The sequence below is a fragment of the Pusillimonas sp. SM2304 genome, from assembly GCF_031628915.1.
Lineage (GTDB): Bacteria > Pseudomonadota > Gammaproteobacteria > Burkholderiales > Burkholderiaceae_B > Pusillimonas_C.
The window spans coordinates 87539-103855 of sequence record NZ_JAVLUJ010000001.1 but is presented as its reverse complement, the minus strand read 5'-3'; the positions used below and the strand labels follow the sequence as shown (position 1 = coordinate 103855).

The following is a 16317-nucleotide window of genomic DNA, read 5'->3' as shown; positions in this document are numbered from 1 at the left end:
GGAGCCCGGCCAATTTCAGATTGTCGCCGGTGATCTCAGGCCGCAGGCCCGTTGGTGGTCAGGTAGCGTGCATAAAGGGCGGGATCGCGATCCGTCCAGATGCCGGTATAGGCGCGGTATTGCGACACTTCCTGCAGATCGATTTCTACGCGCAGTACATCCTCGGCGTCATGCTTGAGGATGCCGAGCACCCGTCCATTGGGCGCGACGGCGCAGGACCGCCCGTAAAACCGGTGTCCGGCCTGAACGCCTACCCGATTGCAACTGAGGAAGAACACGCCATTCTCGATGGCGCGGGTATAGGCGCGATGCACGAACAAGTCCTCATCGGCCACCGGGGCGCCATCGATTCCCGAAGACGCCCATATGTTGGTCACGACATCGGCTCCTTGCAGTGCCAGGATTCGGGTGATCTCTGGGAAGCGAATGTCATAACATATCTGCATCCCCAGGCGGCATCCGGGACCCGGCCAGGTATCGATCCGGTCGCCCTTGGTGAAGTAGAGCTTTTCGTTCTGCCATTGATGAACCTTGATGTAAGTTCCCGCCACGCCTTGAGGGCCGATCAGCACAGAAGCATTGCGCATCACGCCTCGCAGCAGCGGATCGCGCAGGCCCAGGCCCAGCACCAGATAGGTACGATGTTTGGCGGCGAGTTCAGACAGGTGCTGTATTTCCTCGCCATCCAGATCCGCGCATGCTTCCCACAGAGCCTGGCCAAAATGGGGAGGCCGCGCCGCAATCTGTTCGCCAGCGGCCACCGGCTCGATGTAGCCGGTGTTGGAAAGCTCGGGGAAGACAATCAAGTCGGCCTCTTTCCCTTCTGTTTCTATCGCCTCGGCCATGCGCCGGAAATTTTCGGCGGGATTGAGTGCCTGGGGTTCAAACTGGATCAAAGCCGCTTTGATCATGCCGGCACCTCTGTAAGGCGTCGGCCTTGCGCAAAATCCCAATCCCTTCCGGGAGCGGCATTGATCAGGTCGCGCGTGTATTGTTCGCGAGGATTGTGCAGGATTTCGGAGGCGGGGCCGTACTCGACGACTTGGCCGCGCTGCATGACCATGACCTCGTCGCATATTTGCGCGGCGACGCGCAGATCATGGGTAATAAACAACAAGGCGAGGTCCTGCCGCTGCTGGATATCGGCCAGGAGTTCAAGTACCTGGGCCTGGATAGAGACGTCCAACGCCGAAACGGCCTCATCGGCAACAATCACATCGGGACTCATCATCAGTGCCCGGGCAATGGCGATCCGTTGCCGCTGTCCGCCCGAGAACTGGTGCGGAAATCGATTCAGGCTGTCTTGCGGCAATCCAACGGTTTCCAGGAGCTCTCCCGCACGGGAAATGGCGCTTGCCCTGCCTTCGCCGAGATTCAATGGTCCTTCTATCATGCTTTCACGGATGCGCAAGCGAGGATTGAGCGAGCGGTTCGGGTCCTGGAATATCATCTGAATGGCTTTGCGCGCCGCGGCCAGCTTCTCAGTCCCCTGTAGCTGTGCGATGTCTTGGCCATTGATCAAGATGCTGCCGTCGGAAGGGTCCTCCAGCCGCAGCACGCAGCGGGCCACGGTGGATTTCCCCGAGCCGCTTTCCCCGACTATGCCCAATGTACGCCCGCGTTGCAGCGCGAACTTGACGTCGCATACGGCATGCACACTGTGCCCGGGGCGGCCCAGCAACTTTGACAGCAGGGGACGCGTTTCAAACCGCTTGTGCAACCCTTGTACCTTGAGTACCGGCTCGCTTTCTACCGTGGACCTGGCTGCCCGGGGCGATAGCGAGGGCACGGCGCTCAGCAGATTCCGGGTGTACTCTTTTTGGGGGCGGGAAAGAACCTCTTGCACCGGCCCTGTTTCTTCCAGGCTGCCGCGTCGCATGACGCAGACCCGATCTGCGATATCGACGACGACACCCATGTCGTGAGTAATGAAAAGTACGGCGGTGCCTTGTTCATCCTGCAGCTTTTGGATCAGGCTCAGGATTTGCTTCTGGGTCGTGACATCCAGCGCTGTGGTGGGCTCGTCGGCAATCAGCAATTTGGGCCGCAACGCCAGAGCCATGGCGATCATGACCCGCTGGCGCTGCCCCCCTGACAACTGGTGGGGGAAGCTTGCATAGATGCGCTCCGGGTCTGGCAACTGCACAGAGGCAAACGCCGTTAATGCAGCTTCTTTGCGTTCGCCCGGCCGCATTTGGGTGTGCGCTGAATACACTTCATCCATCTGCTGGCCGATCGACAGCACGGGATTGAGCGCCGTCATCGGTTCCTGAAATACCATCGCCATCGTCGAGGCACGCAGCGCGCGGGTGCGCGCGGCCGTGGCCGTCAGGATGTTCTCGCCATTCAAAAGGACGCTTCCGGCTGTGACCTCAAGATCTTCCTTGGGAAGCAGATCCATCGTGACAAGCGACGTGACGGATTTGCCGGACCCGCTCTCGCCGACCAGGCAAACCGTCTCGCCCGGGAGGATGTCGAAAGAGATGCCCTGAAGTATTTCCGCCGGCCTCCGGCCGCGCGTCTGTACCCTAAGGTCGCGCACCGATAGAACAGGGGATGAGTCGGTATGGGTAGTCATCATCCGCGTCCTTTCATTTTAGGATCCAGACGATCACGCAGAGCGTCTCCCAGAAGGTTGATGGAGAGAATGCATAAAGAAAGCACGACGGCCGGCCAATACACCAGCCAGGGCTTCATGGCAAAATAGACTCGGCCTTCCGCCATGATGTTGCCCCAGGTCGGAATCTCGGAGCTGATGCCGACGCCCAGGAAGGACAGGGCCGCCTCGGTCAGGATGGCAGAAGCATAGATATAGGTGCCTTGCACAATCAAGGGCGCAATGGTCGAGGGCAGCAAGTGGCGGCGTATCAGGGTAAAGGTCGGTGTGCCGAGCAGGGTGGCGGCATCGACATAGGTTTCGGCACGGGCGGCCAGCACGCGCGAGCGCACCAGGCGGGCCACCTGCGGGATCTCGGGCAGCATGATTGCGACGATGACGGTTGAGATCCCCCCCTTGGTCAAGGCAACGACGGCAATGGCCAGCAGGATGCCGGGTATGGCCATCAGGCCGTCCATCATCCGCATCAACACCGCGTCCAGGGAGCGAAACCAGCCGGCCAGGAGCCCCAGTGGCAAGCCGATGAGTATCGATCCGATCGTCACGCCTGCGCCCACGAGCAGCGAGACTTGAGCGCCATAGATCACGCGCGAATACAGGTCTCTGCCGAAGGCATCGGTGCCCAGCCACCAGATATCGGATGCGGGCTTCAAGCGCTGGGCGGGGTTGATCTTGGTGGGTTCGAAGTTCGCCAGCCAGGGCGCCAAAACAGCCATAAGCACCACGAGAACCAGCACAATCAACGCGACGACCGTGGTCCAGTGCGGCGGGTTGGCCAGCAGGCGGTGCCGAATGAATCCCTGCGAGGGGGCGGCAGTATCAAGGGCGCTCATTGGTATCGAATCCTTGGGTCAGTTACTGCATAAGACAAATCGACCAACAGATTGATCACGACATAAGTTCCTGCAGTCAGAAGAATGATGGCCTGGATCAGCGGGTAGTCGCGGGCAAGCACGGCATCGACGACCAATCTGCCCAAGCCGGGAATGTTGAATACGGTTTCAGTGACGACCACGCCCGAAACCATCATGGCGAATCCTGTTCCCACCACGGTCAGGATGGGGATGGCGGCATTGCGCAGGGCATGACGGAACAGGACGAGGTATTCGGCCAGCCCCTTCGCGCGTGCCGTCCGGATGTAGTCTTCGCGGAGCACTTCGAGCATGGACGCCCGCGTCATGCGCGCCACCAGGGCGATATAGATCGAAGCCAGCGCCAGTCCAGGCAGGAAAATACGGTGTAGAAACTCGCCCGGGCCGGCTGATATGGGGCGGTAGCCCTGTACTGGGAACCAGTTAAGCTTGACGGCAAAAAGGCCGATCAGTATGTAGCCGATCACGAAGATGGGTACGGAAAAGCATACGACTGAAAACGCCATGACAGCCCGATCGATGAGCTTGCCGCGCCGCCATGCCGCCAGCACGCCGAGCGGAACAGAGATCAATACCGTCAGGGCGGTGGCGACGATCGCCACGGCAAGCGTAGGCTCCAGCCGCTGGGCTATCATTTCGGTGACCGGCCGATTCGATATCAGCGATGTGCCGAAGTCGCCGCCGAGTACGTTCAGTATCCAGTGTACGAACTGCTGAGGTAAAGGCTGGTTTAACCCGAGGTGCTCGCGAATCGCGGCAATCTGGTCTGGCGTGGCCTGGTCGCCCAGAATCATCTGGGCGGGATCTCCGGGGGCTAGACGCAGCAACAGAAATACGAATAAAGCGACAAAAAACATCACTGGCACGGCGGCCAGCAGACGGCGCAAAAAATAGGAAACCATGATTCATTCCATTGGAGCATCGGCGCGGGCGCCGCCATGGGGTGGCGCCCGCGAAGGGAGCTACTTCTTGCTGATGTTCCAGAATAAGCTCAGCGGACCTTCATTCACATCCTGGATGTTGCTGCTCCAGGCGCTGACTGAGCGATACTCGCCGCCGTTGTAGTAGAACCCTTCATCCCAGGCGATTTGCTGTATTTCCTTGGCGATCTTCTTCTGAGCGTCCAGATCCAGCGTCACCAGATACTCAGCGCGCAGCGCTTCGACCTGCGGACTGGTGCGCCAGCCGGCCCAGACCTTGTCTTTGCCGGAACCGTCGATCAGGGGATTGACCAGAGGATTCCAGATGCCGGAGATGCCCCAGGCGGTAAAGAACATGTTCCAGCCGCCCTCGGCAACCGGCGCCCACGAGTCTTTGCGCGCTTGCAGCGCACCCCAGTCCATCGGGACCACATTGACTTTGAATCCCGCCTCGCGCAGGCGCTCGGCCGCTACGATCGGCTGCGTGTTCAAGATGGCATAGTCGGTCGGCTGCATCATCATGACCGGCGTTCCGTCGTAGCCGGATTCTTTCAAGGCGGCTTGCGCTTTGACCATTCTTTCTTCAGGCGTGCCTGCGAGATATTCTGCGCCGGCGTCAGAGGCCATCGGCACGGAGCAGCCGTAGGTCGAAGGGCAGGTCTGGTAGTAGTCGGCGTTGCCAATGGCGGTTTGCAGGAAAAGATTCTGGTCGAGTGCCAGCACGGCAGCCCGCCGTACCTTGGGATTGTCGAACGGCGGCAGGCGATGATTGAACTGCCCCGTGATCTGCGAGCCCAGTGTCACTAGGCTGCCGAGCTTGATGTCGGGGTTGTTTTCGAGCAAGGGCAAAAGATCCGTCGTGACTTGCTCGACAAAGTCGACATCGCCGGCCTGCAAGGCATTGAGCGTCGTCTGCATGTCGGGCATGCTCTTCATGACGACCTTGTCGACATTCACCACCTTGCCGCCCGCTGTCCAGCTGGATGGCTCGGCGCGTGGCACATAGGCCGTATTCTTTGCATAGACGGCCTGGTCTCCCGCCCGGAACTCCTTGCCCAGGAATTTGAAGGGGCCGGATCCGATCATCTCGGAGACCTGTTGCCCGGCGGGCGTTTCCGCCAACCGCTTGGGCATCATGAACGCCGGGACGGGCGAAGGCTTGGCCAATAACTCCAGGACGTGTCCGAACGGTTTTTCCAGCGTGATCACCAGTTCTTTGTCGGACGTTGCCGTGATGGACTTTACGTGCTGCATCATGACCCGGCCCGCGCCGTCATTGGCGCCCCAGCGCTTGAGCGATGCAACGCAATCCTCGGCGGTGACGGGCGTGCCATCGTGCCATGCCAGGCCGTCGCGCAGCTTCAGCGTGTAGACCATCCGGTCTTCCGAAACGGTGTAGTCGGCCATTTGGGGCTGGGGGCGGAACTGGGCGTCCATGCCAAGCAAGGTGTCAAATACCATGAAGCCATGCGTACGCACGATCTGGGCTGTGCTCAGGATGGGATCGAGCACACGCAATGATGCAGGGGGGACAACGGTCAACACCGTTTCCGCGGCTGGTGCAGTAGCGTATAGCGACCCGGCAAGCAATGCCAACACACTGATACGACGGATTCCTGGTTGCTTCACAAATTTCTCCTGTTGCGCTGAGGGGTTTTGCACGACCCCGCTTGCCGGAGAATCCGTCTATCAGGGGGTAAGCAGTAAAAGCATTATTTGTTGCATTATTTTTTAATAAAACAACGAATGAATCAATATGGGAAAACCCTGTGGCGAGTTTTGGAGAGAATCCCTGCTGCGGGCCCGGCCCTTCATTTACAATCTCGCCCAGATAAAAATGATTGTTGACCCGTTGGCTGGTGTGTGTGATGGCCACGTTTCCTGTAGGCGCTTTTGCAGCGCTGGGTCGGTGAGCGCAAAGGTGCTGCTGTCCAAGAGCTTGCCAAAGGAGGACGAGCTCGAGGATGAGGGTTGACTGACCAGCATCCCGCCCAAGGAAAGATTATGACGACCGCCTACGACGTGCTTACGGAGCTCATTCGAAGCAAATTTCCGGGGTTCAGCCCGCAGTTCCAGCGGGGAGCCCGCTTCCTGCTGGACAACCCCGATGAAGTGGCGGTGCTTTCCATGCGTAAAGTGGCCTGGCGCGCCGAAGTGCAGCCGGCAGCCTTGGTGCGCTTGGCTCAGCAGATGGGGTATCCGGGCTGGAGCGAATTGCGGGAAGTCTTCGTCAGCCGGATCCGGACACGGCCCGAGCCGCTTACGGCCAAGGCGAAGTCTTTGGTCAAGGAGGGGTCCAGCGATCTGCTGTCATTGCAGATGGGAAAGGCGCAGGCCAGCAATCTTGACGTCACCACCAGCCGCAACGCAGAGCTGATCGTCAAAGTGGCCAACATACTGCGCAAAGCGCCGCACGTGCATATCGCGGGCTTCCGGTCATGCTATGGCACTGCCTGCTCCATGCAATACGGATACCGGCTGTTTCGCTCCTCTGTCAGCCTTATCGACGGCGGGGCGGGCACCTTGGAAATGCAGCTGCGAGGCATCGAGAAACGGCATGCCGTCGTCGTCGTCAGCTTCGCGCCTTATTCGGTCGAGGCTGTGCGGGTGGCCCGCGCGGCAGAGGACAAGGGGGCTCATCTTATCGCGCTGACAGATAGCGCGGTGTCGCCCATTGCCCTGGACGCGGAGCAGTCACTGATTTTTACCCATGACACGCCTTCGTTCTTCCCGTCGCTCATCGCTGCCGGGGCATTGGGCGAGATGTTGATTGCCCAATTGCTGGCGCTTGAAGGTGCGGACGCCATTGCTGAGCTGGAAGCGACGGAGTCGGGCTTGCACGGGCAGGGAGCCTATGCCACATAGCGTCAATGCTGCAGGTTCTGATGGCTAGCAAGAAACCGGCGTATCGGTCATGATGCGTCTGGGTATCGGCAGATAACGGAACGACTGATTGACCGCCGCCAGGAATTTCCTGAAATCCTCTTGGCTGATGGCGATGGTCGCTGTATTGACAAGGGGGTGGAACTGGAAATGGCGGCTCGCAGCCAGATCTGCATCCATGATCAATTGAATCTGCTGCGCCTCTTGGTCCGCAATCAGGGACAAGGGGCTCATTGCGCCGGGGGCAACGCCAAGAAGGTCCAGCATGTCGGCCGGGGAACACAGCGACAAGCGCCCTGAGGCGAGCAGCTTCCCGAGCGCGCCAAGGTCCACGGCGGCGTCGGGCGGCGTGACGATCAAATAGCGATGGCTGTTTTTCTTGTTCCTGACCAGCAGGTTCTTGCAGCGGGTTCCGGGTAGATTCAGGTTCAGGCCTGCCGATTCGGCCATGGTGAATACGGCGGGATGTTGCCTCTGTTGGATGTCAATGCCTTGGGTATTCAGGAAGGCCAGAAGTTTTTCTTGTGTCCACTGCATGGCGGATGGTTGCTCCAGGTTGCACGATTCACAGTATGTGCCCAAGGAATTCCTGGGTGCGCGGGTCTTTGGGCGAGTCGAAAAATTCGCCCGGCGCGCCATGTTCGACGATCAGGCCCTGGTCGGTGAAATAGACTTGGTGGGCTACTTCGCGGGCAAAGCCCATCTCGTGGGTCACCAGGATGCAGGTCATGCCTTCCTGGACCAGGTCGCGTATGGTGTGCAACACTTCCTTGACCGTTTCGGGGTCGAGGGCAGCGGTGACTTCGTCGAACAGCATCACGCTGGGCCGCATGGCCAAGGCGCGGGCAATGGCGACGCGTTGTTGCTGGCCGCCTGAAAGGTGGCCGGGATAGGCGTCTTCCTTGCCGGTCAGGCGCACCTTGGCCAACAGGGCGATGGCCCGTTCGCGCACTTCTTTTGGATCTTGCTTGAGCACTTCGACCGGGGCCAGCATGATGTTCTGCAGCACGGTCATGTGCGGAAACAGGTTGTATTGCTGGAAAACCATGCAGACGTCTTTGCGCAAGGCAATGCGTTCGGCATTGCCGTTCAAGGCGTGTACGGCATGGCCTGCTGCCGTGATCTGCCCGGAATCCGGTTTCACCAGGCCGTTGATACAGCGCAGCAAGGTGGACTTGCCCGAGCCGGAGGGGCCGATCAGCGCGACGGCTTCGCCTTTATGCACCGTCATGGATACGCCGCGCAGAACCTGATTGTCGCCGAACGCTTTCGTGACGTTATCAACGTGGACAATCACGTTTTGATCGATGGGGGTCATTCTTGTCTCCTGATTCAATTCGGTTGGGGGTTACGCGATCGCATAACGTTTTTCGAGCTTTCGCGTCCAGCGTGCAATGGGATAGCAATAGGCGAAAAACAGAAGCAGCAGCAGTCCGTAGACGGGCATCAGCAATGCGGTGTTGTTTTCAGCCGAAAGCACCGCGCGTGCAACGGTGACGCTGTCTTCGACGCCAACGATGGACACCAGGGGCGTTGCCATCATCAAGACGGCATAGACGTTCATCCAGGGCGGAACCATGCGCTTGACGGTTTGGGGCAGGATGATCATGCGCAGGGTCTGTCCGCGGCTGAACGCCAAGGCATTGGCGGCTTCCCATTGGCCGGAAGGGATGGACTGTATACCGCCGCGCACGACCTCGGAGACATTGCCCATGACAGGCAGCATCAGGCCGATGATCCCCTTGGCCCAGGCGGGGAAGGAAATGGTCGAACCCAATAGCGTGATCTGATAGGGCAGCAAGAGTATGCAGAAAAACAGCAGGACGAGCCATGGGGCGTTGCGGAAAAACTGTGTGATCCAATCCGACAGCTTGCGTATCAACGATAGCTGTGAAATTTGCCCGATGCCCAGCAATGCGCCCAGCACGGTTCCGATTGCCATGGCGGCGACGCTGATGCCCACGTCCACGGCAAACCCCTGCAGCAGCAAGGGCAGCCACTTCACGAGCGTGCCCAGCCCCAGTTCGGCAGCCTGCGCGCCTGGCGTGAAAGCCGCGAGCGCCATCACGGCCAGGCATGCCATGAATCGCGGTGTCTTGAATGTGCGAGATGATTTCATGCGTGCCCCCATCCAGGTACAGCGGTTGCTCGTTCCAATATCTTCATCAGCCAGGTGAATAGGCCGATCATGAGCATGAAGAACACGAGTAGAACGATCATCATTTCCAACGCATTCATGCTTTCGGACCAGATTTGCGACGAGGCATACAGTATTTCCGGCACCGCAATGGCAAAAGCATTGGTCGTGGTTTTGATGAGATTGACCAGATTGTTGGTCAGGCCGGTCAGGCTGATACGTATCGACAGCGGCAGGACGATCTTGCGGAATATCTGTCTTTCGTTCATGCCCAGGGCATCGGCGGCTTCGATGGTCGATGCAGGCACCGCCTCGATGCCGGCGCGAAAGATTTCGACATTGAAGGCGCCTGCGTACAGCGTCAAGGATACGATCGCCCAGGTGACGTTGCTGATTGCCGGGCCCGTGCCCGGCAGCATCCCGCTTAGCGTGGGGCCGAGCGCGAAATAGAAAAAGTACAGCTGCACCAGCGGCGGGGTGTTGCGAAATGCGTGAATGTAGCCGTTGACCAGCATGTTCGCCCACCGGCCGCCTGAATATTGAAGGTAGGCGCCCAGCGCGCCGACAGCCAGGCTGCCGGCGATGGACGCGACCGACAGCCAAGCCGTATAGACGATGCCTTCCAGGAACATATCCCGATCGAAGCTGTCGTAGAAGATCGAAAGGTTGATGCCGTGCGAGTGATACAGCTCGGCAAAGAATTCCACCATGTCCATCATGTCCTCCTGGCGCTGGTCGTGCTGTCGAACAGCGAACGAGTGTGGGGAAGGTGTTCCACGCGCTGTAGCCGCGTCCAGATTGCCTGGGCATGCTCTGATGGCAGCGCCAGCGTGGCGCAGGCCATGAACTTGTCGAACAGGATTTCCGTGGATGCCGGCCGTTGCGGCATCCCCGTCGCGGCCAGCACCGTGTGGGACAGCAGGCGGCCGTCCCTCAGCCGGATATCGACGCGCGCGGCTTCGGGGCAGGTCTGGATGTCGGCGGGAGGGACCAGGTTTTCGTCTTCGTGGAGTTCGACGCGTTGCATGAGTTGCCGCAAGTCCGGATCAGCCAAGGCCGCTATGTTCAAATGCTCCAGACGCACATCGCCGTGCAGCAAGGTGCATGCGATGGCGAAGGGCATGCAGAACTGCGCTTCGCTGGGGTGGGCCGGAAGCCGGTAGGGTAGGCATGAGACGACAAGCGCCGTGCCGTAGCAGTTGATGGACTCGACCTCGTCAAGCGTCCATGCGTGCTGGCCGCGCAGCGCGATCACGGCGTCGACCGCTGCTTGCATGGCCGAACACATGGGACGAAGCTTGAACGCTACGCCGGGATCCAGCAGCGCATAACGCATGCCCAGCGCATCGATGGCGGGGGCATGGAACACGCCGCCATTGAGTGTGGCGGCATAGCCGCGCGGTTTTTCGAAGGTGCCTGCCTGGCCGGTGATGCCCGCCTTGGCTGCGTAGGCGAGCTCTACCCCCAGGCGCGCCGCCATGCCGCAAAGATAAGGTTTGCCGCTTGTTCCGTGCGTGATGCGCAAGCCGATCGGCATGTTCGCGGCAAGTCGGATCGCATGTGCCATGGAGGCCGCATCCAGCCCGAGCAGCTTGGCGCAGCCTGCCGCCGCGCCGATGACGCCGAGCGTGGCGGTTGTCCACAAGCCTTGGTCATAGAGGCTGTCCGTCATGGCCAGGCCGAGCGCATATTCCGTTTCCACACCGGCGACGAACGCCTCAAGCAAACGCGCGCCATCGGCATCGGACGCCTGGGCGACGGCCAGCACGGCGGGCAATACGGCTGCTGTGCCATGGACAATGCCGGCGTAAGAGGTGTCGTCGAAATCGAGCACATGCCCGGCAACGCCGTTCAAGAGTGCCGCCGATGGGGCATCGGCCCTGCTTGCGCTGCCGACAATATCGCACATGCCGTCGGCGCAAGGCAATGCCGCGCATTGCTCGGCGAGGGGCGTTGTGCTGCCCGCGAGCATGACGCCCACGCCGTCGGCCATGCATGCGCGGGCCACGGCCAGCACCGAGTCGGGAATATCCCGCAGGGACAAGCCGGCAACCCATTGAGCCAGGCGGCTTTCCACATCCATAGGTGGGTGGCGGGAAACAGTCATTGCGCCTTTGCCTTGGTTTGTTGCTCTTTCAGGAATTCAGACTCGGGCAGCCCCCACTTCTTTTCGAGCGAGCGCAGCAGGCCTGAACGGTGCCATTCAGTGACGGTCTTTTTGATGAGATCGCCGTATGCCTGGTCACGCTCTTCCAGCGGCACCGCGACGGCCCAGAGCGCCATGTCTTCGATAGGCAAGGGCATTTCGAAATCGGCCCATTGGCTGTCGCCGCTGGCCAGTATCGACCCCAGCAGCGTGCTGTCTTGCACGAAGCCGATGCAGGAGCCCGTCAGCAGGGCATTCTGCGATTCGACGTTGCCCGGAAATGCAACGATTTTGGCCCCGTATTTCTGTGCGACGCTGCGGTTGTAATAAGCCCCTTGCGTGCCGCAAACGGGTTTCCCGTCCAGGTCCTCCCATTTCTTGATGCCGGCATTCTTGCGTACCAGCAGGGCCGTGCCGCCGGCGTAGTAATAGGGTTCAATGACGCCGACCACTTTGCGCCGCTGTTCGTTGACGGACATGGTGGCGATCATCAGGTCGATGCGGCCTTGCTGGAGAAACTCGATGCGGTTGGCCGTCTGAACCGGAACCAGTTCCAGCCGGACGCCCATTTGCTTGGCGATGTCGGCAGCCAGGTCGGGCTCCATGCCGACGACTTTCCCGCTTGGATCCAGGAAGCCGAAGGGGCGATAGTCGGTCTTTACCCCTACACGCAGCACGCCTGAGCTTTTGACGCGGTCGAGCACGGCGGACTGTGCGTAGGCATGGCCGGCGCTTGCCACACACGCCGTGATCAAGGTTGCAAGCAGTATGGAAAAGGATTTCTTCATGGTTTGTCTCCGTTGTTGAAATGAGTCGGGAACAGCAAGGGAAGGGTTCAGGTGTCGAGAGCGGTGGCGTCCCGGGTGAGCGCGACGGCCTGGTCGTAAGTGAGCAGGTTTTGCTCTTGCAGTACATCCAGCAAATTCATGTTCTGGGCGGTTGCCTGGCGGACCATGGCGCTGACCTTGGCATAACCGAGCGTTGGGACCAAGGCGGTCGCGATGGCCGTGGATTGCAGCAGGTGCCGTTCGTTCGAGCTGGTACTGGCGCGAATACCGTCAATGCACTTTTCCCGGAACAAGCGGATGCCGTTGCGCAGCAGCCGAATCGAGTCATAGATTCGATCGGCCACGACGGGCTCGAAATGATTGATCTCCAACTGGCCGGCTTGATTGGCCTGGGCGATGCAGACATCGTTGCCGGTCACCGCAAAGCCGATCTGTACCATGGCCATGGGCACGACAGGGTTGACCTTGCCCGGCATGATCGAGGATCCCGCCTGCACAGCCGGCAACTCCAGTTCAGCCAATCCGCCGTTGGGACCCGAGGATAACAGGATCAGGTCAGAGGCGATCTTGCCCAGAGACGTCGCACACGTGCGTAGTTCTGCCGACACGCGGCTGAAGGTATCCAGGTTCTGCATGGCATCGAACGGGTCGGCGGCAGGCTGGAAGTCCGTGCCGGTGATGTCGGCCAGATGCGCATAGACGCGGGCTTTGTAGCCCTTGGGCGCGCCGAACCCTGTTCCGATCGCGGTGCCGCCCAGGGGCAGGACGCGCAAACTGGCGCGAACGCTTTCCAGTTCGCTTGCCAGTCTTGCGGTCAAGGAGGCATAACCGCCGAATAATTGGCCCAGCATCATGGGCTGGGCATCTTGCATGCAGGTGCGCCCCAGATGGAGGATGGCGCCGAATTCGCCGGCTTTGCGCTGGAAACTGGCGGCCAGCGCGTGCACTTCTTCTATCATCGGCGCAAGCAAAGCATACGCCGCGATTTTCATTGCCGCGGGATAGACGTCGTTGGTGGATTGGGAACGGTTGACATGATCATTCGGGTGCACCCGGTCGTACACGCCGGTCTTGCCATTCAGCAGTTGCTGCGCCCGGTTCGCAAGAACCTCGTTCACGTTCATATTCGTCGAGGTGCCGCCGGATCCTTCCAGGAAGTCCACCACCATGAACGCATCGTATTGGCCATCGGCCAGTTCCTTGCAGGCCCGGACAAGGGCGTCTTTCTGTGCATCGTCCAAGATACCCACATCATGATTCGCCAGGGCGGCGGCCCATTTGCACAGTGCGAAGGCGCGGATGAACTCCCGTTCTGAACCGATGGGGCGCTGGGATACCGTCAGGTTTTCGACGCCGCGCAGGGTATTGACACCGTACAAGGCATCATGGGGGATTTGGACGGTACCGAGGTAGTCGGATTCCGAACGTTGGTCAACTTGGGTGATAGCCATCTTCGCTCCAGGGGTGTATTTCTATCAGGCTGCATAAAAACGGATTAAGGACTTTCAATTCAGTTTTGGTCTGGTCTTCGAGCAGGTTGGAAACCATATCGAAGGCTTCTCTGCCCAGCGTGCCGTACTCGCCTTGACGAAAGTGCAGGTAAAGCTTGCGCTCCACATTCAAATCTGCAATGAAGTCTTGCCGTACCGCAGGCGCCGATCTGGCGCCTTGCAGCAGGCATAGGGGGGTGGTTATGGCCCAGCCCAGGCCGCCCGCGACCATGGACGTCAGTGTGTCCGCCGTTTCGACTTCAAGGCGGCGGGCGGGATTCAGGCCGGCGCGCCGCAAAGCGCTATCGACTTGGGTGCCCAAGTGGGACTGCTGATTGAAACGTATGATCGGCAGCGCCTGGGCCAGTGCGGCCATATCGGCAACCGACCGGCAAACCGGGGCATCTTGGGGCGCGATAAGAAAGAACTGTTCGGCCATCAACGTATGGTTGGACATGCCTTCCAGGTCCAGTGAACGCGATGAAATGGCCAGATCCAGTTCGCGCCGGGCGAACGCTTCACCGAGATTGGGCGACAGGCCGGACCGCACAGATAGGTGGGCCGTGCTCTTGAGCAGTTGCCGGACGAAAGGGGTGCCGCAGGTGGCGGCGAAAGAATCCACTAAGCCGAGACGAAGACTGGGCTTGATGCCTCTGCCCGCTTCGATGACTGCGCCACGCAGATCCAGCGCCTCTTCCATGAGCACACTGCCGCGGTTGAACAGCGCCATGCCTGCCGCCGTCAATGTCAACGGGCGCGCAGAGCGGTTAAGCAGCGGCGTGCCGAAGTTATCTTCCAGCAGCCGGATGGATTGCGAAACGGCAGATTGCGAGATCCCCAGACGCGCGGCGGCCTTGGACATATTGCAGTCCTGGGCCGTGGAGAGGAAGACGCGAAGTGCTTGCATGTCGATGGGTCGGTTTTCGTTCATGGCTAAAGTTCCGTATCAGTCTAGGGGTAAAAAGAAGTGTTTTAAATAGTTATTCATATACTATAAGTGATGCTAATAGTAAGGTGCGAGACACGGAAATGGTTGACGTTGTCTATACGTAGAAACGCTGATTAGTTGGCGGCGTCTTATGCCTGGAGGCTGGCCGATGCGGCTGAAAGCAGCTTGCCGCCGCCTTGTCAGCCGGAAGTAACGGTTCGATCTACTGTTTCAGGCGCGCTGTGCATGCCCGCCCGTGCCTCGAACGCAGGGTGGCATAGGCAAATCGTGCAGCGCTTCCAGCAGCCCGCCTTCGGGATGCCTATTGGCTGGGCCGCGACCCAGCCAGGGGGCGTTCAAGCGGTGGATGGGCGGCGCCCATGCATGGCAATGTGCCATGCTCGTTGCCGCGGCTGCCCGCCCATCCCGTATTTAGACGCCCAGCAGCTTTGCCGGATTCTTTCGCATCATCTTGTCGATGTCGTCGTCCGACACCCCGGCAGCCTTGACGGCGGCGATCTGGTTTTCAATGCCGTCGGGCGGGGTCATCATGCCTTGCTGGCCCAGGTCGGTGGAAAGCACCAGGTGGTCGGCGCCGATTTCTTGCACGGCCTTGGCGACCGTGTCCGCGCCCACTTTATCCCAGTGCGTCATCCATTTGTACTGCGCATCCGGCCCGGTCATGAATTGCAGATAACACAATTCGATCATTGCGCCCAGCGCGGCGACTTCCTTGGCCTGTTCGATCGTCAGGCCCGGGATGTTGGTCAGCCCGTGCGTAATCAGGATGTTGTTCACGCCAAGCTCCTTGGCGCGCTTGACGACGATAAGGACCTCATCGGCGGAAACATGGCCGGTGGCAAGAATGAGGTTCTCGCGGGCGATGATCTTCAGGATCTCGTCCATCTCGGGCGTTACTTTGCCGTCCACCGCCACGACCAGGCCCGATTGGTCCTTGTCCACCAATGTCTTGATATGTTTATCCGAATCAAAGGTCGGCAGCCAGACCACTTTGCCCCGGCCTCCCGACATTCTGTGCATCCACTCCACGGCCGAGGGATTCAGGCCGCCTACGGATTTATTGAGGACGATGCCGCCCCAAACCTCGATGCCGGGAACTTGCTGCATGGTCGACGCCGCGCGGTCGTTCGTGGTCACCACATGGTTCTTGATGACGATGCCGCGCATACCCTTGCGCTTGGCAAGGGTGGCCAGCTCGATGTCGGTCAACGCCCTGCCGAATACATCCGGGTCCGGATGCACGTGCATGTCGATGACGCCCGCGGCGGGGCTGACTTTGGGGGGAGGGGGCGGGAAGCCCACTTGGGCATGCGCCAGATGGCTTGCGCTCATGACGCTGGCGCCAATAAGGGCGGCAAGCACCTTTTTATTGATTTTCAACATCGACGTCTCCTGTAGCTGTAAATAGGCTTGGTAGGACATGCAGTGTGGGCGTGCATTCGATGGGCGAAGACAGGCCAACGTCGAGTCTAGTAAGGGTTCAATCGGGCAGGAAGTGGTTGCGTGCAGGTTTGC

General features: G+C 59.9%; 15 protein-coding genes. 1 reads left to right on the top strand and 14 read right to left on the bottom strand.

All coding sequences use genetic code 11. From position 1 onward, the window contains the following. Positions 1-35: 35 nt before the first annotated feature. The 5 genes from RE432_RS00450 to RE432_RS00430 are packed head-to-tail and all read right to left on the bottom strand — an operon-like array spanning position 36 to position 6038. On the bottom strand, positions 36-911 hold the full coding sequence (locus RE432_RS00450; protein ID WP_310931250.1) for a carbon-nitrogen hydrolase family protein: 876 nt from the start codon (positions 909-911) through the stop codon (positions 36-38). Then, entirely contained in the window at positions 908-2581 is a 1674-nt protein-coding gene (locus RE432_RS00445; RefSeq protein ID WP_310931249.1) for an ABC transporter ATP-binding protein, read from the bottom strand. The genes RE432_RS00450 and RE432_RS00445 overlap by 4 nt, the downstream gene beginning before the upstream one ends. Continuing rightward, on the bottom strand, positions 2578-3450 hold the full coding sequence (locus RE432_RS00440; protein ID WP_310931248.1) for an ABC transporter permease: 873 nt from the start codon (positions 3448-3450) through the stop codon (positions 2578-2580). The genes RE432_RS00445 and RE432_RS00440 overlap by 4 nt, the downstream gene beginning before the upstream one ends. Beyond that, a complete protein-coding gene (locus tag RE432_RS00435) occupies positions 3447-4391 on the bottom strand; it encodes an ABC transporter permease (protein WP_310931247.1) in 945 nt (314 codons plus the stop codon). Before RE432_RS00435 ends, RE432_RS00440 begins: the two co-directional genes overlap by 4 nt. 60 nt (positions 4392-4451) lie before the next feature. Then, positions 4452-6038: an ABC transporter substrate-binding protein gene (locus tag RE432_RS00430; protein ID WP_310931246.1), complete on the bottom strand. Its 1587-nt coding sequence runs from the start codon at positions 6036-6038 to the stop codon at positions 4452-4454. 375 nt (positions 6039-6413) lie between these two features. Here RE432_RS00430 and RE432_RS00425 point away from each other — a divergent pair, with 375 nt between their 5' ends. Next, positions 6414-7274 (top strand): MurR/RpiR family transcriptional regulator, encoded by an 861-nt coding sequence (locus RE432_RS00425; protein WP_310931245.1) that lies wholly within the window; start codon positions 6414-6416, stop codon positions 7272-7274. A gap of 24 nt (positions 7275-7298) precedes the next feature. On the opposite strand, the gene RE432_RS00420 is transcribed toward RE432_RS00425, so the two are convergent. The 9 genes from RE432_RS00420 to RE432_RS00380 all read right to left on the bottom strand — a co-directional run bounded on the left by RE432_RS00420 (position 7299) and on the right by RE432_RS00380 (position 16185). Beyond that, a complete protein-coding gene (locus tag RE432_RS00420; RefSeq protein WP_310931244.1) occupies positions 7299-7829 on the bottom strand; it encodes a prolyl-tRNA synthetase associated domain-containing protein in 531 nt (176 codons plus the stop codon). A 28-nt stretch (positions 7830-7857) separates the two neighbouring features. Continuing rightward, positions 7858-8610 carry an amino acid ABC transporter ATP-binding protein gene (locus RE432_RS00415; RefSeq protein ID WP_310931243.1) on the bottom strand — a complete coding sequence of 251 codons (753 nt, stop codon included), beginning with the start codon at positions 8608-8610 and terminating at the stop codon, positions 7858-7860. Positions 8611-8640: 30 nt separating this feature from the next. Further along, positions 8641-9411: an amino acid ABC transporter permease gene (locus RE432_RS00410; RefSeq protein WP_310931242.1), complete on the bottom strand. Its 771-nt coding sequence runs from the start codon at positions 9409-9411 to the stop codon at positions 8641-8643. Beyond that, positions 9408-10148: an amino acid ABC transporter permease gene (locus RE432_RS00405; protein ID WP_310931241.1), complete on the bottom strand. Its 741-nt coding sequence runs from the start codon at positions 10146-10148 to the stop codon at positions 9408-9410. The genes RE432_RS00410 and RE432_RS00405 overlap by 4 nt, the downstream gene beginning before the upstream one ends. Next, on the bottom strand, positions 10145-11536 hold the full coding sequence (locus tag RE432_RS00400; protein ID WP_310931240.1) for an MmgE/PrpD family protein: 1392 nt from the start codon (positions 11534-11536) through the stop codon (positions 10145-10147). Before RE432_RS00400 ends, RE432_RS00405 begins: the two co-directional genes overlap by 4 nt. Continuing rightward, positions 11533-12363, bottom strand: coding sequence for a transporter substrate-binding domain-containing protein (locus RE432_RS00395; protein ID WP_310931239.1), 831 nt, complete (start codon positions 12361-12363; stop codon positions 11533-11535). The genes RE432_RS00400 and RE432_RS00395 overlap by 4 nt, the downstream gene beginning before the upstream one ends. A 47-nt stretch (positions 12364-12410) precedes the next feature. Beyond that, positions 12411-13814 carry an aspartate ammonia-lyase gene (locus RE432_RS00390; protein WP_310931238.1) on the bottom strand — a complete coding sequence of 468 codons (1404 nt, stop codon included), beginning with the start codon at positions 13812-13814 and terminating at the stop codon, positions 12411-12413. Further along, positions 13795-14784 (bottom strand): LysR family transcriptional regulator, encoded by a 990-nt coding sequence (locus RE432_RS00385; RefSeq protein ID WP_310931237.1) that lies wholly within the window; start codon positions 14782-14784, stop codon positions 13795-13797. Before RE432_RS00385 ends, RE432_RS00390 begins: the two co-directional genes overlap by 20 nt. A gap of 429 nt (positions 14785-15213) precedes the next feature. Then, positions 15214-16185 (bottom strand): DUF6282 family protein, encoded by a 972-nt coding sequence (locus RE432_RS00380; RefSeq protein ID WP_310931236.1) that lies wholly within the window; start codon positions 16183-16185, stop codon positions 15214-15216. Between the last annotated feature and the right edge of the window lie 132 nt (positions 16186-16317).